This window comes from Paractinoplanes maris (assembly GCF_023544465.1).
Lineage (GTDB): Bacteria > Actinomycetota > Actinomycetes > Mycobacteriales > Micromonosporaceae > Actinoplanes > Actinoplanes maris.
In genome coordinates, this window is sequence record NZ_JALPVL010000007.1 from 274,587 (window position 1) to 301,497 (window position 26,911).

Here is a 26,911-nt window from a genome sequence, read left to right on the forward strand (position 1 = left end):
CAGCTGGAGGAAGACATGACCGATCCTGTCGCCATCATCGGAGCCGGCCTGGGCGGGCTGACGCTCGCCCGGGTGCTGCACGTTCACGGCATTCCGTCGACCATCTACGAGTTGGACGCCTCACCGCGGGCGCGCACTCAGGGCGGGATGCTGGACATCCACGACTACAACGGCCAGGTCGCGGTCAAGGCCGCCGGGCTGTTCGACGAGTTCAAGAAGATCATCCACCAGGGTGGCGAGGCGACCCGGATCCTCGACAAGCACGGCACCGTGTACACCGATGAAAACGGCGAGCCCGGCGGCGATACCGGCTCCCGCCCCGAGGTCGACCGCGGTGATCTGCGCCAGATGCTGCTCGACTCGCTGCCCGAGGGCACCATCCGCTGGGGCACCAAGGTCACCGCGGTGCAACGGCTGGGCGGCGGTCAGCATGAGCTGACCTTCGCCGACGGATCGGCCGTCACCACCGGCCTGCTGGTCGGCGCCGACGGTGCCTGGTCACGGGTACGGCCACTCCTGTCGGACGCCGAGCCCGCCTACACCGGCATGTCGTTCATCGAGCTCGACCTTCAGGACGCCGTCCGGCGCCATCCCGGCCCGGCCAAGACGGTGGGTGCCGGCATGCTGTTCGCGCTCGGCGCCGGCCAGGGCTTCCTCGCCCACGCCGAGACCGACGGGAGCCTGCACGTCTACCTCGCCCTGACCAAACCGGTGGACTGGGTCGGCACCGTCGATTGGACGGACACCGCCAGGGGCAAAGCCGTCCTGATCGAGGAGTTCGCCGGCTGGGCGCCCGAGTTCCACGCCCTGATCACCGAGGCCGACGGCGCCCTGGTCCCCCGTACGATCAACGCCCTGCCCGCCGGACACCGCTGGACCCGGGTCCCCGGCGTCACCCTGCTCGGCGACGCCGCCCACGTCATGTCGCCCTTCGCCGGCGAGGGGGCCAATCTGGCCATGCTCGACGGCGCCGAACTCGGCCAGGCCATCGCCGCCCACCCCGGCGACGTCGAGGCCGCCCTCACCGCGTACGAGAAGGATCTGTTCCCGCGCAGCGCCGAGGCCGCCGGGGAAGCCGCCCGCAACCTGGAGCTCTGCTTCGACGAGCGCGCCCCGCACAGCCTGCTGGACCAGTTCGCCGCCTACGCGGAAAGGAACTGATGCCCCGATGACCACTATTGCCATCATCCTCGGCAGCACCCGCCCCGGACGCCACGGCGAAGCCGTCGCGAACTGGGTCCTCGACCGGGCCCGCGAGCGCACCGACGCCCAATTCGACCTGGTCGACCTCGCCCAGCACCACCTGCCCGACATCGACGAACCGGTCCCGCCCGCGCGTGGCCACTACGCCCACGAGCACACCAAAGCCTGGGCCACCACCGTCGCCCGCTATGACGGCTACGTCATCGTCACGCCCGAGTACAACCACGGCATGCCCGGCGCGCTCAAGAACGCCCTCGACCGCGTCCATCCAGAGTGGAACAACAAGGCCGCCGGCTTCGTCTCCTACGGCTGGAACGGCGGTGTGCGCGCCGCCGAACAACTGCGTCTGGTCATGGGCTCGCTGCAGGTCGCCGACGTCACCGCGCAGGTCGCCCTCAATATGGCCACCGACTTCCGCGATCGCACCGAGTTCGCGCCCGCCGACTACCAGAGCGCCGCCCTCACCACACTGCTCGACCAGGTCGTCGCCTGGAGCACAGCGCTCGCCCCGCTGCGCACCCGCTCTTACAGCAACTCGCTCACGCGCTGAGGGGCGCGAGCGAGGCGGCGGCCTCAAGGCTCGAGCAGGAGAGGCGGTGACAGCACGGTGCCCAGGACGCGGAGGAGATCGGCCTCCGAGGGGGCGCCTTCGTGGGCCTGCTCCCACATCACCACCGCTTGGAAAAGGACGTAGGCGACGATGGGCACGTCACAGGCCGGACTCAGCTCGCCGCGGCGGACAGCCCGCTCCAGCGCCCGGTGGAACGGCGCGAGGGTCCGGGCGTTCGCGGCGCGGACGAGCTCCCGGAGTTCCGGCGCACCGGTGGTCGCCGCCGTGATCATCGCCCGGCCCTCGGGCCGGGCCGCGTTGTCTCTGATCAGAATCATAAGGGCGAGCAGGTCACCGGAGGCCGTCCCGGTGTCCGGGTCGACGTCGTAGCGCTCGAGCAACGGCTCCACGACCGCCTGCAGCAATGCCGCTTTCGACGGCCAGCGCCGATAGATCGTCGGCCGGCTCACCCCGGCCGTCTTGGCCACGGCGTCGATGGTGAGCTTCCCGAACCCGGTCCTCGACAGCTCGGCCAGGGTGGCGGCGCGGACGCTCTCGACCACCTGGATGCTGCGCGGGCCCCGCTGGATGCCGCGGGTGGGCCGGTTCGGTTCCGTCATCAGGTGTCGACCTTAACGGACGCCGCGGCCACCGGCGACCATGAATGGTTACATTGTGTTGCCATTTTGCCGAGTGGCCTCTACCGTCGGCGATTACACGCCCGCCGCTGACCGGCAGGTGCCACCAACGGGAAGGAACCGCCATGTCCACCGCCGACGTATCCAGCAAGTCCCTGACCGACCTCATCTCCCTGACCGGCCGCCGGGCCGTCGTGACCGGTGCGGCACGAGGGCTGGGCAAGGCGATCGCCCTGCGCCTGGCTGAGGCGGGAGCCGACCTGGTGATCGGCGACGTCGAGGAGGAGCTGGCCGTGAAGGCCGCCGAGGACATCGCCCGGCGACATGGCGTACGCGTCATCGGCTGCGCCATGGACGTCACCGACACGACGTCGGTCCAGGCGGTCGCGGACCGGGCGGTCACCGATCTGGGCGGCCTGGAGATCTGGGTCAACAACGCCGGCATCTTCCCCAGCGTGCCGCTGCTCGAGATGAGCGACGAGCTCTGGGACACCGTGCTCGCCGTCAACACCCGGGGCAGTTTCGTCGGCGCCCGCGAGGCCGCCCGCCGGATGACCGACGCCGGCACCGGCGGGGTCATCGTGAACATCGTCTCCACGGCGGGTTTCCGCGGGAGCGCGCCCGGCCTGGCCGCCTATGTGTCGTCCAAGCACGCCGTGCGGGGACTCACCAGGGAACTGGCCCTGGAACTGGCGCCGGCCGGCATCCGGGTCCTGGGCGTGGCGCCGAGCCACGTCCCCACCGAGGGCAACATCGCCGCCGCGGCCGCCGCCGGGATCCCGGCCGAGGAGCTCTCCACGATGGCCCTGATGATGACCGGCCCGATCGGCCGGCCCGGCGTCCCGGACGACATCGCCCGCGTCGCGTTGTTCTGCGCCTCGGACCTGTCCGCCTTCATGACGGGCAGCACCCTGCTGGCCGACGGCGGCACCACCGCCTGAGCGCGTGCGGCCTGGTGGGCATGATGGCCGGCGGGAGCGGCAAAAGGATCAGTCGCCGGCGAGGCCGCACTCGTAGCCGAGGATGACGGCCTGCACGCGGTCGCGCAGCCCGAGCTTGCCCAGGACGCGACCGAGGTGCGTCTTCACGGTGCTCTCGGACAGGAACAGGGCCGCCGCGATCTCCGGGTTCGACAGGCCGCGCGTCACGAGGGTCAGCACCTCCCGCTCCCGCGCGGTGAGGGCGGCGAGCCGTTCGCCGGTGACCGAGCGGGTCGCGGAGCTGCCCAGGTAGTGGGCGATCAGGCGGCGGGTCACGCTCGGCGCGGCCACCGCTTCGCCGGCGGCCACAACGCGTACGGCCGAGATCAGGTCGGCGGCGAGCGCGTCCTTGAGCAGGAAGCCGCTCGCTCCCGCCCGTAGTCCGGCGAGCACATACTCATCCAGGTCGAAGGTGGTCAGGATGATCACCTTGGCGGGGTGCGGGCCGGACCGGAGGCGGCCGGTGGCTTCGATGCCGTCGAGGCCGGGCATCCGCACGTCCATCAGCACCACGTCCGGCTTGGTCCGGGCGACCACCTCCAGGGCCTGGGAACCGTCCGCCGCCTCACCCACCACGTCGATGTCGCCGGTCTCGTCGAGCACGAGCCGGAAACCGGTGCGCACCAGCGTCTGGTCGTCGACCAGCACCACCCGTACGGTCATCGCCGCGCCCCGAGCGGAAGCGTCGCGACCAGCCGGAATCCGCAGCCGGGCCCGTGCCCCGCCTCCAGCGCCCCGCCCAGCACGGCAACCCGCTCGGCGATCCCGCGCAACCCTTGGCCGCGCCCGTCGGCTCCCTCGACCCGGCCGGCGCCGTCGTCGACCACCTCGACCCGCAGACAGTCCGCAACGAACTCGAGCCGCACCCGCGCGCCGACGCCGTCTCCCCCGTGCTTGAGCGTGTTGGTCAGAGCTTCCTGTACGACCCGGTACGCGGACAGATCGACCGCCGCCGGTATCACCTCGGGCACGCCGTCGATGTGCAGCTCGATCCGCATCCCGGCCGACCGTAGCCGGTCGACCAGCGCCGGCACGGTGCCGATCCCGGGCTGGGGGGTGAGCTGCGGGTCGGTGGCCGTTTCCGTGCGGCCGGCGGCGAGCAGCCGGCGCATCTCCTCCAACGAGGACCGGCCTGTGGTGATCACGTGCTGCAGCGCGGTGGCGGTGCGTTCGGGATGCCGATCGAGCGCGGCCGCCGCGCCCTGGGCCTGCACCACCATCACCGACATGCCGTGGGCGACCACATCGTGCAGCTCGCGGGTGATCCGGGCGCGTTCGGTGGCGACGGCCAGGGCGGCTCGCTGACGCTGTTCGCGGGCCAGGTCGGCGGTCCGCTCCTCGACGGCGGCCAGGTGGGCGCGGCGGCTGCGCATACCGTCGCCGACCGCGAAGGCGGCGATCAGCAGCAGCCACATCTCCAGCACCGCCTGGCTGGTGTCGACCACCACGTCGATCCACGGCGGCGCCGTCACCCGGACCGTCTTGATGACCGGACGATCGCCGCCGTTCCGCACGACCTCTTGCTCGGCCTGCTTGGCGTTGCGCGCAGCCTGCCGCTGGTCCATCAGCCGGCCGCCGAACATCGCCGCGTACGACAGAACCATGACGACTCCCAGGACGACCAGGGCCACCCGCCGCCTCCGGGCCATCGCGGCCACGCTGTACATCACCAGCGGCAGCGCCAGGTCGATGAGCTGGAACTTGGTCTGGGTCACCAGGTGACCGAAGGTGCCCAGCCCGGTGAGGACCAGGGCCGTGAGGGGGCGCTGCCGCCGGATCACCACCCCGGCGACGATCAACCCGACCAGCAGCCACCATGCCGCGCCGACGGGCAGACCCGACCGCTCCAGGAGGCCGGCCGGGTCGCCGGGTTTGCCGACGGTGGCCAACCCGGTCACCAGGCCGGGCCCGACCGTCACCAGCACCAACGCCAGAGCGATGGCGGCATCGGTCAACAGGCGCCGCGGCACGCCCTCATCGTAGGCAGCGGCGGACGCGAAAGCGTCGTACCCAGGTCCTACATCGGTGGTGCCACGGTGCGACGAAACCCCCACCGGGGTCGGACGATTTCCCTCGCCGGGACGGCCACGGTGAAAGCCATGACCAGAACGAAGTCCACTGTGCTGCTCTGCGTGCTGTTCGTGGGCGGGCTCGCCGGCTGCGACGCCGGCGGTCCGGCCGCTCCGCCCGACCCGTCGGCGTCGGCCGGCGTGAACCGTCAGCAAATTCTCGCCCTCGGTCAGGAATGGGTCCAGTGCCTGCGAGACAAGGGTCTGACCCGGATGCCCGACGCCGAACTGTCCCCCGAGGGTTACCTTCAGTTCCCGCCCGTGGCCGGCTACAACTGGAAGGACGACCTCCGCACCCGCCGGACGGTCATCGAGGCCTGCCAGCCGATCGAGGACAGGTACCCGCCGAACGCCTTCCGCCCCCGGCAACAGTTCTCCGCCGACGACCTGCGCAAACTCGCCGCGTACGCCGAATGCGTCCGCAAGCACGGCCTGCCCGGCTTCCCCGACCCGAACGCCGCCGGCGAATTCGACCTCACCGGGACGCCACTGGCCGACGGCATCCCGGGACCGCTGCGCGAGCAGGCCGAGGCCGCCTGTCACGACATCTGGTCCGGCGACGTCCGTGTCACCGGCGGCAGCGGGGGCAAGAAGTGAGCCGCAGGGCTACGGGCGTCGTGCTCGCCGTGGCGGTGACCGCGGCGGGTGTGGCCTACGCGGCCCGCCCTCAGGCGGATGCCGGCGAGACGCCCGTCGTCGAGGTGTCCACCGGCGCCGTGGAGGTGACGCGCGGGGTGCTCACCCAGAGCGTGCAGATCTCCGGGGCGCTCGGCTACACCGGCTCGTACACGATCGATCATCAAGGCGTGCCCGGTGTGCTCACCGCGGCGGCCGCGCCCGGCAGGCTGGTCGGTCGCGGCGGCATCCTCTTCCGGGTCGCCGACGCCCCGGTCCGGCTCCTGCTGGGCTCGGTCCCGGCCTATCGCGACTTCCGGTACGGCATGACCGACGGCCCCGACGTCCGCCAGCTCGAGCAGAACCTGGCCGCGATGGGGCACGACCTGACCGTCGACCGGCACTTCAGCGCGGCCACCGCCGCCGCGATCCGCCGCTGGCAAGCCTCCTGGGGACGTGCGCGCCACCAGCGCACCGGTCGCCTCGCCCACGGCGCGATCGTCTTCCTGCCCACACCGCTGCGGGTGACCGCGCAGCAGACCCGGGTCGGCGCGGTGGCCGGATCCGGGTCCACGGTGCTCACCGCGACCTCGACCACCCGCGCGGTCATGGCCCCGCTCGACACCGCCGATCGGGAGGCCGTCCACGTCGGCGACCAGGTCGAGGTCTCGCTGCCGGACCGCGACCCGATCCGCGGGCGGGTGACCGGCATCGGCCAGGTGGCGACCTCGGAACCCGGCGACAGCAACGCCGAGCCGCCCCAACCGCAGAACACCGGCGCGGCGACGGTCCCGGTCACCATCGCCGTCCAGCTTCCCCGCGGGTTCACCCTGGACCAGGCGCCGGCGACAGTCGACATCACCACCGGCACCCACCGCGACGTGCTGCTCATCCCGATCGTCGCGCTCCTCGCCCGGCCGGGCGGCGGATACCAGGTTCGCCTGATCGGTGGCCCGCTCGCGCGGGTGGAGCTGGGCCGCTTCGACGAGAGCACGGGCCGGGTGGAGATCGTCAGCGGTCTGACCGAGGGCCAGTCCGTGGAGGTGCCCGGCTCATGACCGCGGCCCTGGAACTCGTCGACGTCGGCAAGACTTACCCCGGCACTCCGCCGGTCGCATCGCTGCGCGGGGTGACTTTCACCGTGCGCAGCGGCGAACTGGTCGCCGTCGCCGGACCGTCCGGCTCCGGCAAGACCACACTGCTGAACCTGGCCGCCGGCCTGGACCGTCCATCCACCGGTTCGGTCCGGATCACCGGCCGTCCGGTCGAGAAGCTGCGCGACCGGGCCCTGTCCGGGGTGCGCGCACACCTGCTCGGGGTGGTCTTCCAGCAGTTCGTCCTGCTCGAACGTCTCAGCGCGACCGAGAACGTCGCCGCCGGGCTGCTCTATCGCGGCGTACCGGCCACGAAACGCCGCCAGGCCGCGCTGGTCGCCCTCGAGCGCGTCGGCCTCGCGCACCGCGCCGGTTTCCCCGCCGCGCATCTGTCGGGCGGAGAACGGCAGCGGGTCGCGATCGCCCGTGCGCTGGTCGGACGGCCCGCGGTGGTGCTGGCCGACGAGCCGACCGGTAATCTCGACTCGGCCTCCGGCGACGGCGTCGTCGCCCTGCTGCACGAGCTCAACGCCGACGGGGTCACCATCGTGGTGATCACCCACGACGCGCGGATCGCGGCCGCGATGCACCGGCAGGTCGAGCTCAAGGACGGCCTGGTCGTGCGGGATACCGGAGGTGCGGCATGAAGTCGCGCCTGCGGGTCGCCGATCTGCTGCCGGTGAGCACGGTGGGGTTGCGATCCCGGCCGGGCCGGACAGCGTTGTCCATCCTGGGCGTGGCTATCGGGATCGCGGCGATGGTGGCCGTGCTCGGTGTCACCCGCTCCAGCCAGTCGGACGTGCTCACCCAGATCGACCGGGTCGGCACCAATTTGCTGACGGTGGCGAACGGCAAGACTCTGCGCGGCGCCGAGGCCGAGTTGCCGAGCACGGCGGGCTTGGCGGTCTCCCGTACGCCAGGGGTGTCGTCCTCCGCGGCGACGGCGACTCTTCCCGTACGCGTCTATCGCAGCGACCGCATTCCGCCCGGCCGCACCGGTGGTCTGTCCGTGCGCGTCGCCGACCCGGGCCTGCTCGACACCCTCGACGCGACACTCGTGCACGGCCGTTTCCTGGACCGGGCGCTGGCCGCTCATCCGGTGGCGGTGCTCGGCCACTACACCGCCACCGTGCTCGGCATTCGCGACGTCGCCGACCGGCCGCAGATCTACCTCGGCGACCGCTGGTTCACCGTGGCCGGGGTGCTGGCGCCGGTCGAGCTGGCGCCCGAACTGGACGCCGCGGCGCTGATCGGCGCGCCGGTGGCGGCCGCCCTGTTCGGCTACCAGGGCCACCCGACCCGGATTTTCGTGCGAGCGGAGACCGAGCGTACGGATGAGGTGGCCGGACTGCTCGGGCGGGCTGCGAACCCGGCGCATCCGGAGGAGGTGGCGGTCAGCCGGCCGTCGGAGGCGCTCACCGCGCGGCTTGCCGTCACCGGCGGCACCACCGTCCTCCTGCTCGGCCTCGGCGCGGTGGCCTTGCTGGTCGGCGGGATCGGGATCGCCAACGTCCTGGTCATCTCCGTACTCGAACGGCGCGGCGAGATCGGATTGCGCCGTGCCCTCGGCGCCACCCGCGGCCACGTCGGCGCCCAGTTCCTGGCCGAGTCGCTGCTGCTGGGCGCGGGCGGCGGCGCGGTGGGGGTGTTGCTGGGTGCGCTGATCACGTACGCGGTGGCCGCCTCCCGCGGCTGGCCGACGCTCGTCCCGGCGGGTGCCGCCGGCGCGGGGCTCGCCGCGGCCGTGCTGATCGGGGGCTGCGCGGGCCTTTACCCGGCCTTACGCGCCGCGCGCCTCTCCCCCACTGAGGCTCTGCGCACCGCGTAGCAGGGCCGCTTGCTGAACGAGCGCGTGACAACACAATAATACTGAGTATTATACCGAGCATGATGCTGACGACGGTGACCTGATGAGCATTCGGCACGCCCTGCTGGCGCTGCTCAGCGAGGGCCCCAAATACGGCCTTCAGCTCCGCGAGGAGTTCGAGGCGCGGACCGGTGAGGTCTGGCCGCTTAACGTCGGGCAGGTCTACCAGACCCTGCAGCGGCTGGAACGCGACGGACTCGTGGAGTCCGACGACGATGCCGAGCCCGGTCCGCAGAAGGGATTCCGGATCACCACCACCGGCGCCGGCGAACTGACCGGCTGGCTGCACACGCCGCCCGATCTGGCGTCGCCGCCGCGCGATGAGCTGGTCATCAAAATTCTGGTCGCGGTCCACCTGCCCGACGTGGACGTCCACGACGTGGTCCAGACCCACCGGCGCTACGTGGTCGAGTTGATGCAACAGTGGACCCGGCTCAAAGAGGAGGCCGGCAACGACCTCGCGCTCACGCTGGCCGTCGACGCCGAGCTCTTCCGGCTCGACTCGGTCGTGCGCTGGCTCGACACCGCCGACGGGCGGCTCAAGCGCGCCGCTCTCGCGCCCCCGCCGTCGAGTCCGGCCACGCCGCAGATCCGCCGCCGGTCCGGGGTACGACGATGACCAGCGTGCTGGAGCTGCGCCAGGTCTCCAAGACCTATCGGGACGGCGCCGACGAGGTGCACGCGCTGCGCGAGGTCGACCTGAGCGTCGAGGCCGGAAAGATGGTCGCGGTGATGGGCCCCAGCGGCTCCGGAAAGAGCACACTGCTGACGATCGCCGGCGCACTGGAGACGCCGACCGCGGGCGAGGTCTCCGTGGCCGGCCTGGCGTTCGCCGGGATGTCCCGCGAGGACCGGAGCCGGCTGCGGCGGCGCGCCATCGGCTACGTCTTCCAGGACTTCAATCTGCTGCCCGGACTGACCGCCGCCGAAAACGTGGCCCTGCCGCTGGAACTGGACGGCCGATCCCGCCGCAAAGCTGGTGCTGCCGCCCTGGACGCACTGCGGCAACTGGACCTGGGCGACCGCGCGGACCGATTCCCCGACCAGCTCTCCGGCGGCGAACGGCAACGGGTCGCGATCGCCCGGGCGGTCGTCGGCGACCGGCGGCTGCTGCTCGCCGACGAACCGACCGGCGCGCTCGACTCCACCAACGGCGAGGCCGTGATGCGGCTGCTGCTCGACTCCTGCCGGCGTGGTCTCGCCGCGATGGTGGTCACCCATGACGCCCAGCTCGCCTCGTGGGCCGACCGGGTCGTCTTCATCCGCGACGGCCGCATCGTCGACGGGACCGCCGCCCGGCCCGGGCCCGACTCGCTGCTCACCGAACAGCCGGCCCGGTGAGCACCGCGCTGCAGGACCGGCCACTGGTGCTCGGCACCGGCAACGGCGGGATGGCCGCCCGCCGGGCCGTCCTGCGGTGGGCCTGGCGACTCTTCCGCCGCGAATGGCGCCAGCAGTCCCTGATCCTGGCCCTGCTGCTGCTCGCGGTGGCTGCCACCACGATCGGGCTCGGCCTGGCCACCAACTCTTCCGGCTCGCAGGCATCGTCGTTCGGCACCGCTGATCGCCTGCTCACGCTGACCAGCACCGGAAATCGACTGGACGCGGATCTGGCCGCGGTGCGCGCCTCGTTCGGCGTCACCGAGGTGATCACACACCAGGATGTCCCGGTGCCGGGCTCGGCGAACGCGATCGACCTGCGAGCCCAGGACCCGCGAGGCCCCTACGGCGCGTCGATGCTCCGGCTGGACGAGGGCCGTTACCCGCGGGGCCCGGACGAGGTCGCGGTCACCACCGGCGTGGCCAAGGTCTTCGGCCTGGTGCTCGGCGGCGGCTGGGACGTGAACGGCCGCCACCGCACCGTCGTCGGCCTGGTCGAGAACCCGCTGGACCTGAAGGACCGCTTCGCCCTCGTGGCGCCCGGCCAAGCCACGCCGCCGGATCGGGTCGTAGCGCTGGTCCGCACCGGCCCGACCGATCGCGGCGCCCGGCCTCTGCCGGACGGGGTCTCGGCCGAGGTCCGCGGCGACGGAGCGGACAACGCCAGCGTCGTGGTGCTCCTCCTGAGCACGATCGGCCTGCTCTTCGTCGGGCTGCTCGCGGTGGCCGGGTTCACCGTGATGGCCCAGCGCCGGCTGCGCTCACTCGGCATGCTCGGCGCGATCGGCGCCGCCCAACGCCACCTACGGCTGGTCCTGGTCGCCAACGGCGCCGTCATCGGCGCGGCCGGTGCGCTCGCCGGCTGCGTGACCGGCCTCGCCGCCTGGTTCGCCTTCGGCCCCCGGTTCGAGTCGCTGATCGGGCATCGCATCGACCGTTTCGACCTGCCCTGGCCGGCGGTGGTGGCCTCGATGCTGCTGGCCGTCCTCACCGCGATCGGCGCCGCGTGGTGGCCGGCGCGGGCCGCCGCCCGCGTCTCCGTCGTCGCCGCGCTGTCGGCCCGCCCGGCAGCACCGCGGCCGGCGCACCGGTTCGCCGCGCTCGGCGTGCTGCTGCTGCTCGGCGGCCTGGGCGCCTTGGTCGCGGCGCAGCAGACCAAGCCGCCCTACATCATTGTCGGTGTGGTGGCCTCCACGCTCGGGCTCCTGCTGCTCGCGCCGCTCGGGATCGCCGCTCTGGGCCGGCTCGGCGGGCTCGCCCCACCGGCGACCCGCCTCGCCCTGCGCGATCTGGCCCGCTATCGGTCCCGGTCGAGCGCGGCCCTGGCCGCGATCGGGCTGGCGGCGGGCATCGCGGCGGTGATCGCGCTGAGTGCCGGCGTGTCCGTCGCCAAGGCCGCCGAGCCCACCGGTGGGAATCTCCCCGCCGACCAGATCATCGTCTGGCTGAACGAGGACGGGCTCGACGGCCCGGTGCCCTCGCTGACCCCCGCCCAGGCGAACGACACGAAGCTCCGGGTCGACGCGATCGCCGCCGGCCTGGACGGCGCGACGGTACTGGCCCTGCAGACGGTGGTGAACCCGAACGGGCCACAGCTCGGGGGCGAGTCGGGCGGGCGGGCGCCGGTCCAGCTGGGGCGGCCGCACGCAACGACGCTCAACGGACGGCCCGGCGTCGAATACCGCGGCGACGAGGCGATCTCGTTGTTCGTGGCCACGCCCGAGGTGCTGCAGCGATACGGGATCGAACCGGCGAGCATCGCCGCGGACACCGACATCGTCACGGTCCATGATCTGAGCGGGTACGACCTCTTCCCGGGCCGTTACGGCGATTGGCACCCGAGGATCCAGCACGTGGACCTGCCGGCGTACACCTCGCTACCGACCGCTTTGCTCACCACGCACGCCGTACAGTCGCTGCGTTTGACGCCGTCCCCGGCCGGCTGGCTGGTGCGAACGGCCGGCCCGCTGGCCCCGGCCGACATCGAGCGGGCGGAGAAGGCCGCGCAGGCCGCCGGTCTCACCGTGGAATCGCGGCCGACCGGGGCGGAGATCGTGCGGCTGGCCGGCTACGCCACCGCCGCCGGCATCATGGTCGCTCTGGGCGTGCTCGCGATGACCGTGGGGCTGATCCGCAGCGAGACGGCCCGCGATCTGCGCACCTTGATCGCGGTCGGCGCTCGGCGCCGCACCCGGCGGGCACTCACCGCGGCGACCGCCGGAGCGCTGGCCCTGCTGGGCGCGGTGCTCGGCATCACCGGCGCCTACCTGACGCTGCTCGCCTGGCACCACCGGGATCCGCATTGGCTGACCTCCGTGCCGGCACCGCACCTGGCCGCGATCCTGATCGGCTTGCCCGTGATCGCGTACGGGGGCGCCTGGCTCCTGGCCGGCCGGGAGCCCGCCGCGGTGGCCCGCCAGCCGCTGGACTGAGGTCACTTCGAGAGCGTCAGAGGGGGCCTCTCCTGTGCTGGAGCGGCTCTCCTGACACCCCCGGCCAAGGCATGCCGCTCCTCGATGTCCGTCCGAGCTAATCCACGGCCGCGAATCGTCGGCCGACAAGCGTGGTCGCCTCGCGGGGCGGGAGCGGGTGGTGAAAATAGAAGCCCTGGCCGATCTCGCAGCCCATGTCGATGAGGGCGGTCGCTTGATCGGCCGTTTCGATGCCCTCGGCCACCACGTTCATCTTGAAGGCCCCACCCAGGTGGACCACGGCCTCGCACACTGATCGCGCTTCCGGGTCGTCGGCGATACCGGTGACGAACGAGCGGTCGATCTTCAGTACGGTGACCGGTAGGCGGCGAAGGTAGCTCACGGCCGAATAACCGGTGCCGAAATCGTCGACCGCCAGCTGGATGCCGAGGTCTCGCAGCGCCTCCAGGCGGCTGATGGTGAGCGGGTCGGGTTGCAGGACGACGCTTTCGGTGATCTCCAAGGTGAGCCGATCGGGCGGGAAGCCGTCGCGCCAGCCGGTCGCCTCGCGGCAGGCCGCACGCAGGACCCACGCGCCCAGCGGCACCACCGCACCGGTCTCCTCGGCCAGATCAATGAAGTCGCCCGGGCCCACCAGACCGCGGACGGGATGGTTCCAGCGGACCAGGGCCTCGAACGCCCGCAGGTCGCCCGTGCCGAGCGCCACGATGGGCTGGAAGTACACCACCAGTTCGTCGTGGGCTACGGCGCGGCGCAGCTCGGCCTCGCGCGCTTTGGTGTCCATCACGTCCGAGTAGTACTCGAACCGGGCCCGGCCCGCGCGTTTGGCCGCGTACAGGGCGGTGTCGGCCTGTTGCAACAGTGTCTCGCCGGAGGCGTTCGGATCGTCGTGGATCGCGACGCCGATGCTCGCCTCCACCATGAGCACGTGCTCGCCGAAGACCACCGGCATGCGTAGCGCCTCCAGCAGCCGCATGGCGGCCGAACCCGCGGCCTCCCGGGACGGCAGCCGCTGCAGAAGGACGGCGAACTCGTCGCCGCCGAGACGCCCGGCCAGGTCGCCGTGCTGGATGACGCCCCGCATGGCGTCGGCCGCGGCCACCAGCACGGCGTCGCCCGCCTCGTGACCGAAGGTGTCGTTGATGGGCTTGAACCGGTCGAGGTCGATGAGCAGCAGCGCGGTGTGCCGGCCCGGGCGGATCGCCTGGCCGGCGAGATGGTCCAGGCGCTCCGCGACCAGGATCCGGTTGGCCAGTCCGGTCAGGCCGTCGGTGACTGCCATCTCGCGGTTGTCCCGCAGAGCGTGCCACTGGCGGGCCATCACCAGCAGCGTGAGCACGGCCGAACCCAAGATCATTCCGCCGTACGGATTGAGTGGCAGACGCGCCGATTGAACGGCGAGCAGAAGGTAGGCGCCGATGCTGGCCGCGTACGGGAAGAGGAAGACCGCGTTGCGATCGCGCCGTCTCGGCGCGGGGTGCCGCGGACGGCGGTATTGCTGATCGGCGGCCAGCACCAGCAGAAAACAGCCGGCCAGCCACAGCAGGTCCGGCCAGGAGCCGCCGGTGAAACCGCCGTTCAGCTGGATCCAGCTGTACGACACGTCGGCGGTCACGGTCAGTGCGATCGACCCGGCGAGCAACCGGATCGGGGCCGGCGTGTCCGACTGGGGATGCCGCAGCATGGCGGTCGACATGGCCAGCACGAGCAGCAGGTCGCCGATCGGTAGCGCCGCGGTGAACGACCGCTGCCACGTGCTGAGTCCCGGCGCATTGAGAATCGGGCCGAGCAGCAGGTACCAGATCGCGATGAATCCGCCGGCGCCGACGATCAGCGCGTCCAGAGCCAGCTTCTGCCGGTCGCGGCGGCGCCGTAGCCGGCCGGGAAGCATCAGCAGCCCGGCGAACATCAACGGGGAGAAGATGAGTAGACAGTAGTCGGCGGTGGAGGGATAGCCGGTCGTGTACAAGATGTGCGACTGGACGAACCAAGCGACGTGGGCGGCCAACTGGCAGCCGAACGCGATGGTTATCACCAGCCAGGCTCGGCGGGTCCGCGGCTCCTGCCGTTTCGAGAGGGCCACCCGGGCGGCCAGCGCGGTGAAGAGTCACCCGGCCAGCGCGACGGCGACACGGTCACGGCCGGCTGTCTTCGCCTGGTACAGCGCCTGATCCGCCGCGCTCATCAGGGATTCCACCGCCCCGGCGGGGCCGGTGGCCACGCCGATGGACGCGGAGACCAGGATGCGCGTGCCGCCGGAGACAATGGGGGTCCTGGTGATGCTCTCCCGGATCCGCTCGGCCAGGGCCCGCGCCTCGGACTCGTCGGCGTCCGGGCAGAACACGACGAACTCCTCTCCGCCGTACCGGGCCACGACGTCGTTCGCCCGGCAGGCCGCGGCGATGCGGGCGGCGGACTCCCGCAACACCACGTCGCCGACGGGATGCCCGTACGTGTCGTTGACCGTCTTGAAGTGATCGAGATCGATGACGAGCAGGCTGACACGGTGGTCGTCCGGACCGGAGCCCCCCTCGGCGGCCATCCGCTCGGTCAGGAAGCGACGGTTGTGCAGACCGGTCAGCCCGTCGGTGACGGCCAGGCGCTGCTGTTCCCGTACGGCTTGGCGCAGCTCTCCGGCCAGGCTCGCACGGTCGGCCGCGAACAGGTACTGCCGGGTCAGCATGGCCAGGCAGAGCACGCCGGCGATGACCAGCGTCAGGACGCTCGTCGTGCCGGTGGTCACCCGCTCGACGATGACAAGCGTGAAGGAGGCCAGCGTCGCGGTCAGAACCGGCAGCACCGTGAAGCCGCGGTCGAAGGTGCGGCGTTGAGCCACCGGCTCCCGGAACCGGATGGCCACCACGGCGGCCACGAAGGAACAGGTCGCGCTGGCTTCGAAGGCGACGTCGACCCAGCTGCCGCTGGCGTAGTTGCTGAATACCAGTTGATACGTGTAGAGCATGTCGCTGATCGCGTTGAGTCCGCCCGCGTAGCCGACCAAGCGCACCGACAGGGGCAACTGGCGGTGACCGCCGATCCCGACGATGCCGAGACAGCAGATCAGAACGATGTCCAGCAACGGGTAGGCGACGGTGAAGACGTTCGACAGCGCCATCCCCTCGGACAGCTGGGGCCGGATGAGAATCTGCCAGCCCATCGCACCCGCACTGACGATCAGCAGCAAGGTGTCCAGGAGGCCACGCAGATGCCGCAGCCGGCCGGCTCCACCGAAACCGACCAGGATCGCCACAACGGTCACCACGGACGCGGTCAGATAACAGACGTCGGCGAAGGACGGGTCGGGCGGCCCACTCGGCGTCAGATAGTCGTAGCCGGTATAGACGAGTTCCCCGGCCAGCTGAGCCCCGTACGCGATCGCGAGCAGTCGCCACAGCGCACGGTGCCGCCCGGTCAGGCGGCGGGCGGCCACAGCGGAAGCCACGGCGCCGGCGGTGATGGGCAGCAGATAGAGGACGTCACCGACGAACATGGCGCGGCTCGGGTTGTCCGCACTGAGCATGGTGAGCAGCGCGTAGCAGACCATCCAGCCGACTCCGGCCAGCACCGCGATCCGGGACGGGACATCGGCCAGGATCCTTCGGCCGGCGATGGACAGCCTCGCCACGGGTACCGCCCTCCCCCCGGCCGCGACGCGACCCCGGGACATCTCATCGGACGGCAGCCATCGCGGTTGAGGCTTTCACCGGCCAGTCGCGCAGCGTCGAACGGATCAGGCCTTCTGATCCTGCGTGGCGCCGTTGATCGATACCGCCTTGACCGCGCCGCTGCTCAGGTTCCAGCGCTGCAGCAGATCGGCGTAGATGCCCTCGGCGACCACGCGGTCCAGCGCACCCTTGACCGCGTCCCGGAGCTGACTGTTGCCTTTGGCGAACGGGATGCCGATCAAGCCCGGATCGTACTGGGTGGTCGACGCCAGCTCGTAGTAATCCTTGGTCCGCGAGTCGGTCGCCAGGTGGGTCGCCGTCGGGAAGTCGTTGAGTACCGCGACCGCGCGCCCGGTCCGCAGCTGCAGCAGCGCGTCGGCATTCGTCGTGTATTCGTTGATTTTCATCGGCCGGCCGTCGCACCCGCTCTGCGAGCGGTGCAGGAGATCGGCCTGGATGGTGCCCTTCTCGATGGCGACCACGGTGCCGCACAGGCCGGTCAGATCGGCGATGCGGTGCGGATTGCCGCGCTGCACGATGATCGACGATCCGGCCGAGAAGTAGTTGACGAAATCGGCCTTCTTCTCGCGCTCGGCGGTGTCGGTCATCGCCGACAGCACGCCCTCGTAGGTGCCGTCGGCCACCTTGTCCAGGGCGGTCTGGAAGGGGCCGGTCACGATCTGGATTTTGATGCCGAGAACCTGGCCGATGGCGTCGGCGAGATCCGGTTCGAACCCCACGATCGTCCGGCCGTCGGCCGCGAACGATTCCATCGGCGCGTAACTGGCGTCGGTGACGAAGCGGATGTAGCCGCGGTCGCGCACCGCCTGCGGCAGCGAGTCGTGCAGCGCCTGGTCGACTTGGACGGCGCCCTGCCCGGTCGCCTCGTCGGCTTTGGTGCCGCACCCCGCGAGGAGGGCGAGCGCGAGCATCGGGATCAGCAGCTTCTTCATCGGACCGCCTCCGGCATCGGTACGGAAATCTGGGTCCACGGCATCGGCCGCGAGTAGTGATAGCCCTGCGCCTCGTCGCAGCCGGCCGCAGCGAGCCAGTCGGCGATCTCGGCCGTCTCCACACCCTCGGCGGTGACTCGGCAGCCGAGCCCCCGGGACAGGGCGATGACCGCGTGGACGATCGCCTGGTTCTCCTTTTCCTCGAGCACCGTCGCCACGAAGGTTCGGTCGATCTTGAGCTCGACCAGTGGCATCCCGCGCAGCCGTTCCAGGCTGGTGTAGCCGGTGCCGAAGTCGTCCACCGAGAATCCGATACCCCGGCCGGCGAGCCGATCGATCGCGGCCATCGAGGTCGCCCGGTCGTCGACCATCGCTGTCTCGGTGACCTCGAGGACCAGCCGGTCCGGCGCGGTGCCGAACTCGGCCAGCATCGCCTCCACCATCCCGGCGAAGTCGGCGGCCTCGAGGTTGCGGGCCGAGACGTTCACCGAGACCGTCCAGTCCCGGCCGGCTGCCACCCACGCCACCTGGTCGGTCAGCGCCCGTCGCAGCACCCACGCGGTCAGCGGCTCGATCAGTCCGGACTGCTCGGCCGCCGGGAGGAACTCCGACGGCGGCAGCAGACCGCGTTCCGGGTGCTGCCAGCGCACCAGCGCCTCCACCCCGCAGATCGTGCCGTCGTCCAGGCTCACCTTCGGCTGGTAGAACAGCACCAGCTCGTCGCGGTCCAGGGCGTGCCGCAGCTCCGCTTGCACCACCAGCCACTGGGTGGGATGGCGGGTCCGCTCGCCGGCCCAGACGACGATGTCGGCTGTTCCGCGCTTGCCCTGATACATGGCTGCGTCGGCGTGCCGGAGCAGTTCCTCGACCTCGGTGCCGTGCGCGGGGTAGAGCGCGATCCCGAAACTGGCCTCGATCGTGAGCGGCACGCCGTCCAGGACCACTTCGCTGCTGAGCACCGTCCGCAGCGACTCGAGCATCGCCCGTACGTCATCGGCGCCCGCCGCCGGCACGATGAGAGCGAACTCGTCGCCGCCCAGCCGGGCCACCGTGTCCTGCTGCCGCACGCCGCCCCGCAACCGCGCGGTGATCACCTTCAGCAGCTCGTCGCCGGCGTGGTGGCCGAGGGTGTCGTTGACCTCCTTGAACCGGTTGAGGTCGACGACGACCACCGCGCCGCCCTTCTCCTCGCGCAGCGCGGCCGTGGCCCGCTGCCGGAACGCCTCCCTGTTCGGCAGCCCGGTCAGCCCGTCGTGCAGCGCCTCGTGCTCCTGCCGGGCGGCGTAGCGCCGCAACGACCGGGTCGTCGACCAGGAGATCAGACCCAGCGCCAGGTAGAGCACGCCCAGACCACCGCCGAGCCGCCAGTAGGTGACCGCCATCTGTTCGTGCAGCCGCTGGTCGATCTTGTCGTACGGCAGGTAGAGCTCGAGCACCCCGATCGCCTCACCGGATGCTCGCGCGAACACCGGTTGCAACACCCGGATGACCTTCCCACCGGCTTCGGTGGCGTCCTCGATCGTGGTCGCCCCGGCCACCCCCACGGTCGCCGAGTGAAAGGCCGGATCGGAGACCGGTACGCCGCCCGAGGTGGACCCGTCGTCGGAGTAGACGACCTGACCGGTGAAGGTGCGCAACCGCATCCGCAGGACCGAACCGTGGATGAGCGCCAGATCGGTCGCCCTGGCCAGCGAGTCGCGCTCGCTCTCGGTCAGTCCCCGGCTCAGATCCGCGGCGTCGAGCGCCGGCGCCACCGCCATCTCGGCGATGACGGCCGCCTGCGCGACCCCCTGATCCCGCCCCTGCTTGGCCGCATCCTCCTGCACGCCGTTGAGCAACACCGTGGCCAGCGCCCCGATCGGCAACAGGCTGGCCCCGAGGTACGTCACGAACAACCGCGAACCGGATCGCGCCGCTCGTCGCCTTCCTCCGGGTAACCACACGGCCGCATCATCGGCTGAATCGCCTTTCTGCTGAGGGAATCGACCTCAGCGGCAACGGCCGAGGTTCAGCTCACCACCACGGCCGCTCCAGGGCCCGGTCCGTGCCGCCGGTGGCGTCCAAGCCGTCCAGCGCGTCCATGTCGGCGGAGGTCAGCTCGAAGTCGAAGACCTGTGCGTTCTGCTCGATCCGCTCGCGGTGGGTGGACTTGGGGAGCACGATGAGACCGCGCTGCAGCGCCCAGCGGATCAGCACCTGCGCCGGGGTCCGGCCCAGCCGCTCGGCGATCTCGGCCACCTGCTGATCGCGCAGGTGCCGGCCCGTGCCCAACGGGCTGTAGGCCTCGAGCGCCAGGCCGCGGGCTTCGCAGGCCGCCAGCAGTTCCCGGCGGAACTCGAACGGACTGAACTGCACCTGGTTGACGACCGGGGCGACGTCGGCCACCTTGAGCAGCGCGTCGACCTCGGACGCGCTGAAGTTGGAGATACCGATCGAGCGCGCGTAGCCGCGCTCGTGCGCACGCTGCATACCCTCCCAGGCCCAGGTCGGCCCGCCCTGCGGCCAGTGCACGATGTAAAGGTCGACGGAATCGACGCCGAGGCGCTCGAGGCTGCGCTGCGCCTCGGCTTCCGGGTCACTCGAACCGGGGAAGAACTTCGTCGTGAGGAAGACGTCCTCGCGGGCGACGCCGCTGTCCCGCAGCGCCCGCCCCACGCTGGCCTCGTTCCCGTACGCCTGTGCGGTGTCGATGTGGCGATAGCCGGCTTCCAGCGCCCAGCGCACCGCGTTCTCGCACTCGGGCCCGTCCGGCACCTGCCACACACCGAGTGCGAGCAGCGGAATCTCCCTGCCGTCGGCGAGCACACGCGCCCGCCCGTTCCCGGTCAGCTCTCCTGCAGCCATCGTTGTCCTCTCCCGCTTCTGTGATCAGCACCGGCCGGCGCCCCCCTCTGCACTGCCCCAGCCGGCGCCGAGGAAACACAGGAATCGTTCAGGAAATGTCGTTCAGCGGTGAACCTGTGGCGTTCGTCATCGTCATGGTGATCGAGACCGCAACGCCGCCGGCCACCGGAAATGGATTCCACAAATATTGCACTTCGTTTCCAGATCTCTGTAACACCGGAATTCATAACCTTTCCCCACGCTCAATGCGAGAAAGGTCTTGATATCCATGACGGTGACGATGGTCGCGTCCCACGGCACGTCGACGGCCGGGCGCCGCCGTGACGACGAATTGCTGATGGAATCGGTGCACGCGACCCATTACCGGCCCTTGCTGCGTTTCCTGCTCGGGCTGACCCGCAACGAACGCCCGGCGGCCGAGGACCTGCTGCAGGAAACGATGCTCCGGGTCTGGCGTCACCTCGACTCGCTGCCCGCGGAGGAGGAGAACGCCCGTAAATGGTTGTTCACCATCGCCCGGCGCGTCGCCATCGACGCCGCTCGGTCCCGGCAGGCCCGGCCGTCGGAGGTCAGCCTGATGGAGGCCGACCAGATGAGCACGGTCGACAGCGTCTCCGGAACACTGGCGTTGCGCGACCTCACGGACGCTTTCCACCGGCTGAGCACCGAACATCGCATGGTTCTGCAGGAATTGCATTTCCGCGGCGCTTCCGTCGAGGAGGCCGCGCAACGGCTCGGCGTTCCGGCCGGCACAGTCAAGTCCCGCGCGCATTACGCGATGCGATTGCTCCGGACGGCGCTCGATCCCACCGTATGAGTCCGGCCGGCTCGAAGTGTTTTCCCTGAGGTGAGCGACCAGGCGGCACGGCCATCCGGCGCGTACCGTTGCGGCGAGGATTTCGAGCAGCCGTGACAAGCCGGAGCGCGCGACAGTGCCAGACGTACGATTCACCCTGCTCGGTCCGCTGCGGGCCTGGCGGGGCGACGGGGAGCTCGCCCTCGGCGCGAGGCAGCAGCGGCTCATCCTGGCGCTGCTGCTCGCTCGCGCCGGCGAGCAGGTCAGCGTGTTCGATCTGGTCGAGCTGGTGTGGGTCGAGCGGCCGCCCAGCAGCGCCGTCAACGTGGTGCACCGCTACGTCGGGGCACTGCGCCGGCTGCTGGAACCCGATCTGCCGCGCCGGGGCGAGGGTCACTGGCTGGCCGGCGGTGCGGGCAGTTACCAGCTGAAGGTCGGCGCCGGCTCCCTCGACCTGCTCGCCTTCCGCCAGGACGTGGACAGGGGCCGGTCGCAGGCGCGATCGGGCCGCCCGGAGCAGGCCTTGGCACTGTTCGGCTCGGCGCTCGCGCTGTGGCGGGACCGCTGCGCCGCCGGGCTCGACGTCGCGGTGGACAACCATCCGACGTTCGTCGCCCTCGAGAACGAATGCACCTCCGTCGCGCGGGAAGCAGCACGGCTGGCGATGGATCTGGGGCAACCCGCCGCCGTCCTTCCGGCACTGCGCCGGTCGGCGGCGCGCAACCCCTTCGACGAGGCGCTCCAGGCCGACCTCATGCGCCTGCTGGCCGCGGACGGGAAGCAGGCCGACGCCATCCGGCTCTACCAACAGGTCAATCGGCAGCTGGACGACCAGCTGGGGGTGGTCGCGGGAACGGAGCTCCAAGCGTCGCTGCAAGCCGTTCTGCACGGTGCTGACAGCGCCCGGGACGACGAGCCCGCGCCGAAGCAGGCGTACGCCATTCGTCCGGCGCAACTCCCCTCCGACCATCCGTACTTCACCGGCCGCGACGACGCCCTCGACAAGCTGCTGGGGTACGCGCGCCGGCGTACCGAATCGACGGTCGTGCTGGGAATCGACGGCATACCGGGGGTCGGCAAGACCACCCTGGGGATCCATCTGGCCCATCGGCTCGCCGCCGAATACCCCGATGGGCAGCTCTACGCCGACCTGCGAGGTTTCGACGGCCACCGGGCACCGGTCGACCCGGGCGACGTCCTGCTCGCCTTCTTCTCCGCGCTGGGCGTCGTGGAACCGCCCGGCAACGCCGGCGTCGAGTCCCGGGCCGCGCTCTACCGCAGTGTCCTCGCCGACCGTCGCCTACTCGTGATGCTGGACAACGCCTACGCCGCCGAGCAGATCGAACCGCTGCTTCCGGGCACGCCGAACTGCCTGGTCATCGTGACCAGCCGCACCCGGCTCGCTCCCCTGGCCGCCACGATCGGCGCCAACCTGCTGACGCTGGACACGCCCGGCGCCGAGGAGGCCCGAGCCGGCTTTGTCAACCGGATCGGACCCGACCGCGCCCGGACCGAGAAGGCGGCTCTCGACGAGATCATCGAACGCTGCGGACGCCTCCCCCTGGCCATGGCGGTGGTCGCCGCCCGGGCCGCCGATCAGCCGTTGAGCACCATCCTGTCGGAGCTGCGGGAGGCGCGGCTGACTCTCGACGCCTTCGCCGACGACAACCTGGACAACGACCTCCGCGCGATCTTCTCCTGGTCCTACCGACGGCTCACGCCGGCCGCCGCCCGCCTGTTCCGGCTGCTGTCGCTTCATCCGGGGCCGGACATCACCGCGCCGTCGGCGTCCGCCCTGGCCGGCACCGATGGCGGGCGGACCCGCGGGCTGCTGGCCGAACTGTTGCGCACACGACTCGTGACCCAGCACCGGCCGCAGCGCTATCGCCTGCACCTGCTGGTGCGCACCTACGCGCTGGAGCTGGCCCAGGAGAACGATTCCCGGGACACGCGGGAGGTCGCGCTCCACCGGCTCCAGGACTTCTACCAGGACGGGGCCGACTCGGCCAACCGCCTCATCGAGGGCTCCGGCCAGGTGCCCCCGCTCCCCCGCGACGCGGCGGAATCCGCCGACGGAACCCCCGCGATGGAATGGTTCCTCACCGAGCACGACGTGCTCCGGGCGATCGTCGAGGACGCCGTACGCCGGGGTGAGGCTTCCCGGGCGTGGCCGCTCGTGCTGTCCATGCAGCTCTTCTACCACCGCTACTGCTGGTGGAGCGAGTGGCGCGACGTCGCTCAGCTGGCGCTCGACGCGGCCACCGCGGCCGGTGACGTGGAGGGCCGGGCGCACATGGACCGGTCGGTGGCCGGCGCCCTGTTCTTCCTGGGCCACTACGACGAGGCACTGAGGCATCTCCGCTCGGCCCTCGACCTCTTCGACCAGGCCGGGATGGACCCCGAACGGGCCCACGTGCTGATGAACCTCTCCCGCGTCCTGCTCACCACGGGCGCCTACGCCGAGGCCATCCGCTCGCACCGCACGGCCATCCTGCTGCTGCGCAAGCATGGCCTGCGCACCGCCGAGGCCAGCGCACTGCAGGTCATGGCCAACTATCTCGTCACGGAGCGCCCGCAGGCGGCGGAGTCCCTCGCCCGTCGCGCCGCCGAGATCTGCACCGCGACCGGCGACGTCCAGGGTCTGGCGATCTGCGACGAGCTGCTGGCCCGCAGCGCCCTGACCCAGGGCCGGCTCGCCGACGCGCTGAGCTTCTCGCAGCGCGGGATCGACCGTCTCACCGGAACGCATTACCGCATCACCCAGGCCGAGGCGTTCACCACCAACGGCGACATCCTCGCGGCGTCCGGCCGGTGGGACGCCGCCCAAGAGGCCTGGGAGAAGGCGCTCACCTCTTTCGACGACACCCGCACCAAGTACGCGCTGGAGCTGGTCGGCCGGCTGCGGAGCGCCCGGGACCGCGACTGACCGGCGTACCGGCGCGCACGCCGTGGTGACGCTATCCGGCGGCACCGGTCGGGTCACCCAGACCCTGGCCTGACCCGTGGGCGTGCACCAATTGCATGCGTGAGGTGTAGCCGAGCTTCCGCAGGATCCGGGTGACGTGGGTCTGCACGGTCCGGGGCGACAGGAAGAGCTCCTTCGCCACATCCGGGTTGGTCCGGCCCTGGGCGACCAGCTCGGCCACCCGGCGCTCGGCCGCGGTCAGCGCCTCCCCGCCCCCGGCCGGCCGCTGGTCGAGTGTGCGGCTGCCCCGCCGGATGCCGTGGGGACGCAACCGGGAGTCGGCCCGGCGCAGGTCTCCGGCGGCGCCGAGCGCGAAGTATCCCCGTACGGCGTCGTTGAAGACCTCCCGCGCCTCGCTGCCGTGGCCGGTCGCGGCCAACCGGACCGCCAGCTCCTCGGCGGCGAACGCCGCCATGTAGCGCCAGCCGTGGTGCTCGTAGACGCCGATCACCCGGCGCAGCTCGGCGGTGTCGTCCTCGAACTGGGCGCGGGTCAGCCGCGCCGCCGCGCGTTGCATCGGAAGAGCGTCGGCCGCCGCGGCGTCCTCGGCCGCCGCGGCGACGGCCGTGGCCGCGAGTTGCCGATCGCCGATGGCCGACGACACCCGGGTCAGGCCGGGCAGCCACATGTACCGCTCGCGCCCTTCGATGCCGATGGCCGGTTCGACCCACGTGGCCAGCAGCTCGGCGGCCTGCCGCGGGTCGCCGTCCGCCTCCGCGCGCATGGCCTTCGCCGCGACGAGGTAGCCGGAATAGATGTGCGTGTCCGCGCCGGCGATCGTGATGGCCGACCCGGCCGCCAGCTCGAGCGTGGCCTCGCTCCACCGCTGCTGGTGAGCCAGGATCAGCGCGGCCTGCCCATGTCGTCCCATACGTAGCGCGGCGGGCAGTTCGTCCGGCATCAGGCGCAGGTACGACAGCGCGTCGTCCCAGTCCCCGATGTCGTAACTGCCCATGGCCACGCTGAGCACCAGCATCGCGGCCCGGTTGCGCCCGGTGCGCCGGATCAGCTCCGGAACGGTGCGGGCCGCCTCCCGGAACTCCGCCGGGTGGCCGAGGTTGTTCAAGGCGGCCAGACGGTTGTTGAGGAGCATCATGTGCAGGGCGGGTCGCTCACCGGTCACTCCGGCCTCGTCGAGCGCGGCCAGTCCGGCGTCCAGATGGACCAGGGCCGCGCCCGGGTCGTGCCCGATGGCGGCCAGGGCCTGGTGGGCGTACCCGACGGCGACGGCGTCATCGGCCGCTTCCGCCTCGGCCAGAGCCCGGCTGCCTTCGGCCTCGCCGGCCGCGAGCGCACCGCTCTTGAGCAGATACAGGGCCCGGCGGGACCGGATCCAGGCCCGGCTTCCGGCCGTCAGCAGCGGATCGGCCAGGGCCTTCTCGCTCAGCGCGAGCGCCTCCGGGAACCGGCCGGTCCGATTGGTCACGGCCAGCCGGGCCAGCCAGGCGTCGGCCCGGCGGACCGGGTCGGCTGAGATGCGCAGCAGGCCGGCGGCCGCCTCGGTGGTCTGCGCGTCCCGGCCCAGGGCCTGCACGATCGGCATCAGCCGGGCGGCCAGCACCTCGCGCAGGGCGGGCGGCGTGGCTGCTCCCTCGAGAGCCGCCGACAGCAGCACGGCGGCGGGCTCGGGCGAGACACGCAGGACCCATTCGCGGAGCTCGGCCAGCCAGCTCGCGACCCACGGCGCCTGCTGACCGGGCACCGCGAGCAAGTGTGCGGCGACCGAGGCGAAGGGCATGCCGTGCTGGGCGAGGGCCTCGGCGAACTGCTGGTGCAGCGCGGTGCGCAGGGAGGCCGAGAGCTCATCGGTGAGGGCGCGGCGGATCAGTCCGTGCCGGAAGGCGAGCCGCCCGTCGCCGGTCTCGACAATCACGTCGGCGGCGTGGGCCTCCCGCAGGTTCTCGACCAGGCCGGCGGCCGGACGGTCGAGCACGATGGCCAGCTCCTGCGCGTCGAACTCCCCGCCGAGCAGCGCGGCCATCCGCAGCAACCGGTGGGTCTCGTCGCTGAGCAGCCGCAGGCGCCGGTGCAGGGCGGCCCCGAGCGAGGCGGGTGGCTCGGCTCCACCCGTACGCAATTCGGCCTCGCCGCCCCGCTCGGTGAGCAAGCCCTCCCGGACCAGGGACCGCGCGAGCTCGGACACGTAGAACGGATTGCCGCCCGCCTCGGCGAGCAACAAGCGCAGTCGCGGTCCCGGTCTCGTGCCCAGCTCCCGGGAGAACAGGTCGAGCGCCTCGCCGGGGTCGAGGGGGCTGAGCTCCATCACCGTCCCGCCCGCGGCGACGACAGCTGTCCGGGGGCGCCAGGTCCGGCGGTCGATGTCCGGTGCTGTCGCGGCCGTTCCGACCAGCAGAATGCGGTGATGCGACGCCTCGCGGATCAGCCGTAACCACGTCGTCAGCGAATCGGGGTCGGCCCACTGCAGGTCCTCGAGCGCGATCAGGACCGGACCGCGGGCGCTGCGGCGCAGCACGTCGTCGACGATCTCCTCGACCGCCACCAGGAGGGGATCGGGGCCACCGGCGGTGCTCACCGCAGCGGGCGCCTGGTTGCCGAGCAGGCCGCCGAACAGCCGTAGCGGAAAGGTCTGCAGCGCTTCCTCGGCCGTCGCCCGATAGATGTCCATGCCCTCGGTCCGGGCCGCCTCGATCGCCGTGTCGAGCAGGGCGGTCTTGCCGATCCCGGGCTCGCCCTCCAGCCAGAACAGGCCACCCCGGCCGCGGCGCAGATCGCGGACCGCCGCGGTCAGCGAGGCCAGTTCCGGCACACGTCCCAGCAACGGATCCATACCGGCATTCTAGATTCACACCGGCCGGGATCCACTGCTCAGCAGCGGAGGCGGAGCTCTCACCAGGCCGGT

At 71.5% G+C, this 26,911-nt stretch carries 21 protein-coding genes; 12 read left to right on the top strand and 9 right to left on the bottom strand.

Features of this window, described 5'->3' with window-relative positions; translation table 11 throughout:
- The first annotated feature begins 15 nt into the window (after positions 1 to 15).
- A complete protein-coding gene (locus NAG42_RS21835) occupies positions 16 to 1,161 on the top strand; it encodes an FAD-dependent oxidoreductase (RefSeq protein WP_250032534.1) in 1,146 nt (381 codons plus the stop codon).
- A 7-nt stretch (positions 1,162 to 1,168) separates the two neighbouring features.
- A complete protein-coding gene (locus NAG42_RS21840) occupies positions 1,169 to 1,753 on the top strand; it encodes an NADPH-dependent FMN reductase (RefSeq protein WP_250032535.1) in 585 nt (194 codons plus the stop codon).
- A 23-nt stretch (positions 1,754 to 1,776) separates the two neighbouring features.
- On the opposite strand, the gene NAG42_RS21845 is transcribed toward NAG42_RS21840, so the two are convergent.
- Positions 1,777 to 2,373 carry a TetR/AcrR family transcriptional regulator gene (locus NAG42_RS21845; RefSeq protein WP_250032536.1) on the bottom strand — a complete coding sequence of 199 codons (597 nt, stop codon included), beginning with the start codon at positions 2,371 to 2,373 and terminating at the stop codon, positions 1,777 to 1,779.
- 143 nt (positions 2,374 to 2,516) lie between these two features.
- On the opposite strand from NAG42_RS21845, the gene NAG42_RS21850 reads away from it, so the two are divergent.
- The gene (locus NAG42_RS21850; RefSeq protein WP_250032537.1) at positions 2,517 to 3,332 is read left to right on the top strand and encodes an SDR family NAD(P)-dependent oxidoreductase; all 816 of its coding nucleotides are present in this window, start codon (positions 2,517 to 2,519) and stop codon (positions 3,330 to 3,332) included.
- A gap of 48 nt (positions 3,333 to 3,380) precedes the next feature.
- Here NAG42_RS21850 and NAG42_RS21855 read toward each other — a convergent pair whose 3' ends face one another.
- Together NAG42_RS21855 and NAG42_RS44985 are read right to left on the bottom strand one after the other, a co-directional pair.
- Positions 3,381 to 4,034: a response regulator transcription factor gene (locus tag NAG42_RS21855; RefSeq protein WP_250032538.1), complete on the bottom strand. Its 654-nt coding sequence runs from the start codon at positions 4,032 to 4,034 to the stop codon at positions 3,381 to 3,383.
- Positions 4,031 to 5,341, bottom strand: coding sequence for a sensor histidine kinase (locus NAG42_RS44985; RefSeq protein ID WP_250032542.1), 1,311 nt, complete (start codon positions 5,339 to 5,341; stop codon positions 4,031 to 4,033). The genes NAG42_RS21855 and NAG42_RS44985 overlap by 4 nt, the downstream gene beginning before the upstream one ends.
- A gap of 129 nt (positions 5,342 to 5,470) precedes the next feature.
- Here NAG42_RS44985 and NAG42_RS21865 point away from each other — a divergent pair, with 129 nt between their 5' ends.
- From NAG42_RS21865 to NAG42_RS21895, 7 genes are all read left to right on the top strand, one after another.
- The gene (locus NAG42_RS21865; RefSeq protein WP_250032544.1) at positions 5,471 to 6,037 is read left to right on the top strand and encodes a hypothetical protein; all 567 of its coding nucleotides are present in this window, start codon (positions 5,471 to 5,473) and stop codon (positions 6,035 to 6,037) included.
- Positions 6,034 to 7,113 carry a peptidoglycan-binding protein gene (locus NAG42_RS21870; protein WP_250032546.1) on the top strand — a complete coding sequence of 360 codons (1,080 nt, stop codon included), beginning with the start codon at positions 6,034 to 6,036 and terminating at the stop codon, positions 7,111 to 7,113. The genes NAG42_RS21865 and NAG42_RS21870 overlap by 4 nt, the downstream gene beginning before the upstream one ends.
- Positions 7,110 to 7,796: an ABC transporter ATP-binding protein gene (locus tag NAG42_RS21875; protein ID WP_250032548.1), complete on the top strand. Its 687-nt coding sequence runs from the start codon at positions 7,110 to 7,112 to the stop codon at positions 7,794 to 7,796. The genes NAG42_RS21870 and NAG42_RS21875 overlap by 4 nt, the downstream gene beginning before the upstream one ends.
- Positions 7,793 to 8,977: an ABC transporter permease gene (locus tag NAG42_RS21880; RefSeq protein ID WP_250032549.1), complete on the top strand. Its 1,185-nt coding sequence runs from the start codon at positions 7,793 to 7,795 to the stop codon at positions 8,975 to 8,977. The genes NAG42_RS21875 and NAG42_RS21880 overlap by 4 nt, the downstream gene beginning before the upstream one ends.
- 82 nt (positions 8,978 to 9,059) lie before the next feature.
- Positions 9,060 to 9,635 carry a PadR family transcriptional regulator gene (locus NAG42_RS21885; protein ID WP_250032550.1) on the top strand — a complete coding sequence of 192 codons (576 nt, stop codon included), beginning with the start codon at positions 9,060 to 9,062 and terminating at the stop codon, positions 9,633 to 9,635.
- Positions 9,632 to 10,357 carry an ABC transporter ATP-binding protein gene (locus NAG42_RS21890; RefSeq protein WP_250032552.1) on the top strand — a complete coding sequence of 242 codons (726 nt, stop codon included), beginning with the start codon at positions 9,632 to 9,634 and terminating at the stop codon, positions 10,355 to 10,357. The genes NAG42_RS21885 and NAG42_RS21890 overlap by 4 nt, the downstream gene beginning before the upstream one ends.
- On the top strand, positions 10,354 to 12,828 hold the full coding sequence (locus NAG42_RS21895; RefSeq protein WP_250032553.1) for an FtsX-like permease family protein: 2,475 nt from the start codon (positions 10,354 to 10,356) through the stop codon (positions 12,826 to 12,828). The genes NAG42_RS21890 and NAG42_RS21895 overlap by 4 nt, the downstream gene beginning before the upstream one ends.
- Positions 12,829 to 12,925: 97 nt before the next feature.
- On the opposite strand, the gene NAG42_RS44990 is transcribed toward NAG42_RS21895, so the two are convergent.
- From NAG42_RS44990 to NAG42_RS21920, 5 genes are all read right to left on the bottom strand, one after another.
- Positions 12,926 to 14,863 (bottom strand): putative bifunctional diguanylate cyclase/phosphodiesterase, encoded by a 1,938-nt coding sequence (locus NAG42_RS44990; RefSeq protein WP_250032557.1) that lies wholly within the window; start codon positions 14,861 to 14,863, stop codon positions 12,926 to 12,928.
- A 72-nt stretch (positions 14,864 to 14,935) separates the two neighbouring features.
- Positions 14,936 to 16,453, bottom strand: coding sequence for a GGDEF domain-containing protein (locus NAG42_RS21905; protein ID WP_250032560.1), 1,518 nt, complete (start codon positions 16,451 to 16,453; stop codon positions 14,936 to 14,938).
- 105 nt (positions 16,454 to 16,558) lie between these two features.
- Positions 16,559 to 17,446, bottom strand: coding sequence for an ABC transporter substrate-binding protein (locus NAG42_RS21910; protein ID WP_250032566.1), 888 nt, complete (start codon positions 17,444 to 17,446; stop codon positions 16,559 to 16,561).
- Positions 17,443 to 19,335: a putative bifunctional diguanylate cyclase/phosphodiesterase gene (locus tag NAG42_RS21915; RefSeq protein WP_250032568.1), complete on the bottom strand. Its 1,893-nt coding sequence runs from the start codon at positions 19,333 to 19,335 to the stop codon at positions 17,443 to 17,445. Before NAG42_RS21915 ends, NAG42_RS21910 begins: the two co-directional genes overlap by 4 nt.
- 124 nt (positions 19,336 to 19,459) lie before the next feature.
- Positions 19,460 to 20,290 carry an aldo/keto reductase gene (locus NAG42_RS21920; protein WP_250032570.1) on the bottom strand — a complete coding sequence of 277 codons (831 nt, stop codon included), beginning with the start codon at positions 20,288 to 20,290 and terminating at the stop codon, positions 19,460 to 19,462.
- A gap of 268 nt (positions 20,291 to 20,558) precedes the next feature.
- Here NAG42_RS21920 and NAG42_RS21925 point away from each other — a divergent pair, with 268 nt between their 5' ends.
- Together NAG42_RS21925 and NAG42_RS21930 are read left to right on the top strand one after the other, a co-directional pair.
- Entirely contained in the window at positions 20,559 to 21,107 is a 549-nt protein-coding gene (locus NAG42_RS21925; protein ID WP_250032572.1) for a sigma-70 family RNA polymerase sigma factor, read from the top strand.
- 115 nt (positions 21,108 to 21,222) lie between these two features.
- Entirely contained in the window at positions 21,223 to 24,012 is a 2,790-nt protein-coding gene (locus NAG42_RS21930) for an AfsR/SARP family transcriptional regulator (protein WP_250032574.1), read from the top strand.
- Positions 24,013 to 24,043: 31 nt separating this feature from the next.
- On the opposite strand, the gene NAG42_RS21935 is transcribed toward NAG42_RS21930, so the two are convergent.
- Positions 24,044 to 26,839 (bottom strand): helix-turn-helix transcriptional regulator, encoded by a 2,796-nt coding sequence (locus NAG42_RS21935; protein WP_250032591.1) that lies wholly within the window; start codon positions 26,837 to 26,839, stop codon positions 24,044 to 24,046.
- Between the last annotated feature and the right edge of the window lie 72 nt (positions 26,840 to 26,911).

What these genes read in the sequence shown, in the direction of transcription:
- NAG42_RS21835 (WP_250032534.1), top strand. Translation starts at nt 16, where the DNA reads ATGACCGATCCTGTCGCCATCATCGGAGCCGGCCTGGGCGGGCTGACG.
- NAG42_RS21840 (WP_250032535.1), top strand. Translation starts at nt 1,169, where the DNA reads ATGACCACTATTGCCATCATCCTCGGCAGCACCCGCCCCGGACGCCAC.
- NAG42_RS21845 (WP_250032536.1), bottom strand. Translation starts at nt 2,373, where the DNA reads ATGACGGAACCGAACCGGCCCACCCGCGGCATCCAGCGGGGCCCGCGC.
- NAG42_RS21850 (WP_250032537.1), top strand. Translation starts at nt 2,517, where the DNA reads ATGTCCACCGCCGACGTATCCAGCAAGTCCCTGACCGACCTCATCTCC.
- NAG42_RS21855 (WP_250032538.1), bottom strand. Translation starts at nt 4,034, where the DNA reads ATGACCGTACGGGTGGTGCTGGTCGACGACCAGACGCTGGTGCGCACC.
- NAG42_RS21865 (WP_250032544.1), top strand. Translation starts at nt 5,471, where the DNA reads ATGACCAGAACGAAGTCCACTGTGCTGCTCTGCGTGCTGTTCGTGGGC.
- NAG42_RS21875 (WP_250032548.1), top strand. Translation starts at nt 7,110, where the DNA reads ATGACCGCGGCCCTGGAACTCGTCGACGTCGGCAAGACTTACCCCGGC.
- NAG42_RS21880 (WP_250032549.1), top strand. Translation starts at nt 7,793, where the DNA reads ATGAAGTCGCGCCTGCGGGTCGCCGATCTGCTGCCGGTGAGCACGGTG.
- NAG42_RS21885 (WP_250032550.1), top strand. Translation starts at nt 9,060, where the DNA reads ATGAGCATTCGGCACGCCCTGCTGGCGCTGCTCAGCGAGGGCCCCAAA.
- NAG42_RS21890 (WP_250032552.1), top strand. Translation starts at nt 9,632, where the DNA reads ATGACCAGCGTGCTGGAGCTGCGCCAGGTCTCCAAGACCTATCGGGAC.
- NAG42_RS21910 (WP_250032566.1), bottom strand. Translation starts at nt 17,446, where the DNA reads ATGAAGAAGCTGCTGATCCCGATGCTCGCGCTCGCCCTCCTCGCGGGG.
- NAG42_RS21920 (WP_250032570.1), bottom strand. Translation starts at nt 20,290, where the DNA reads ATGGCTGCAGGAGAGCTGACCGGGAACGGGCGGGCGCGTGTGCTCGCC.
- NAG42_RS21925 (WP_250032572.1), top strand. Translation starts at nt 20,559, where the DNA reads ATGACGGTGACGATGGTCGCGTCCCACGGCACGTCGACGGCCGGGCGC.
- NAG42_RS21935 (WP_250032591.1), bottom strand. Translation starts at nt 26,839, where the DNA reads ATGGATCCGTTGCTGGGACGTGTGCCGGAACTGGCCTCGCTGACCGCG.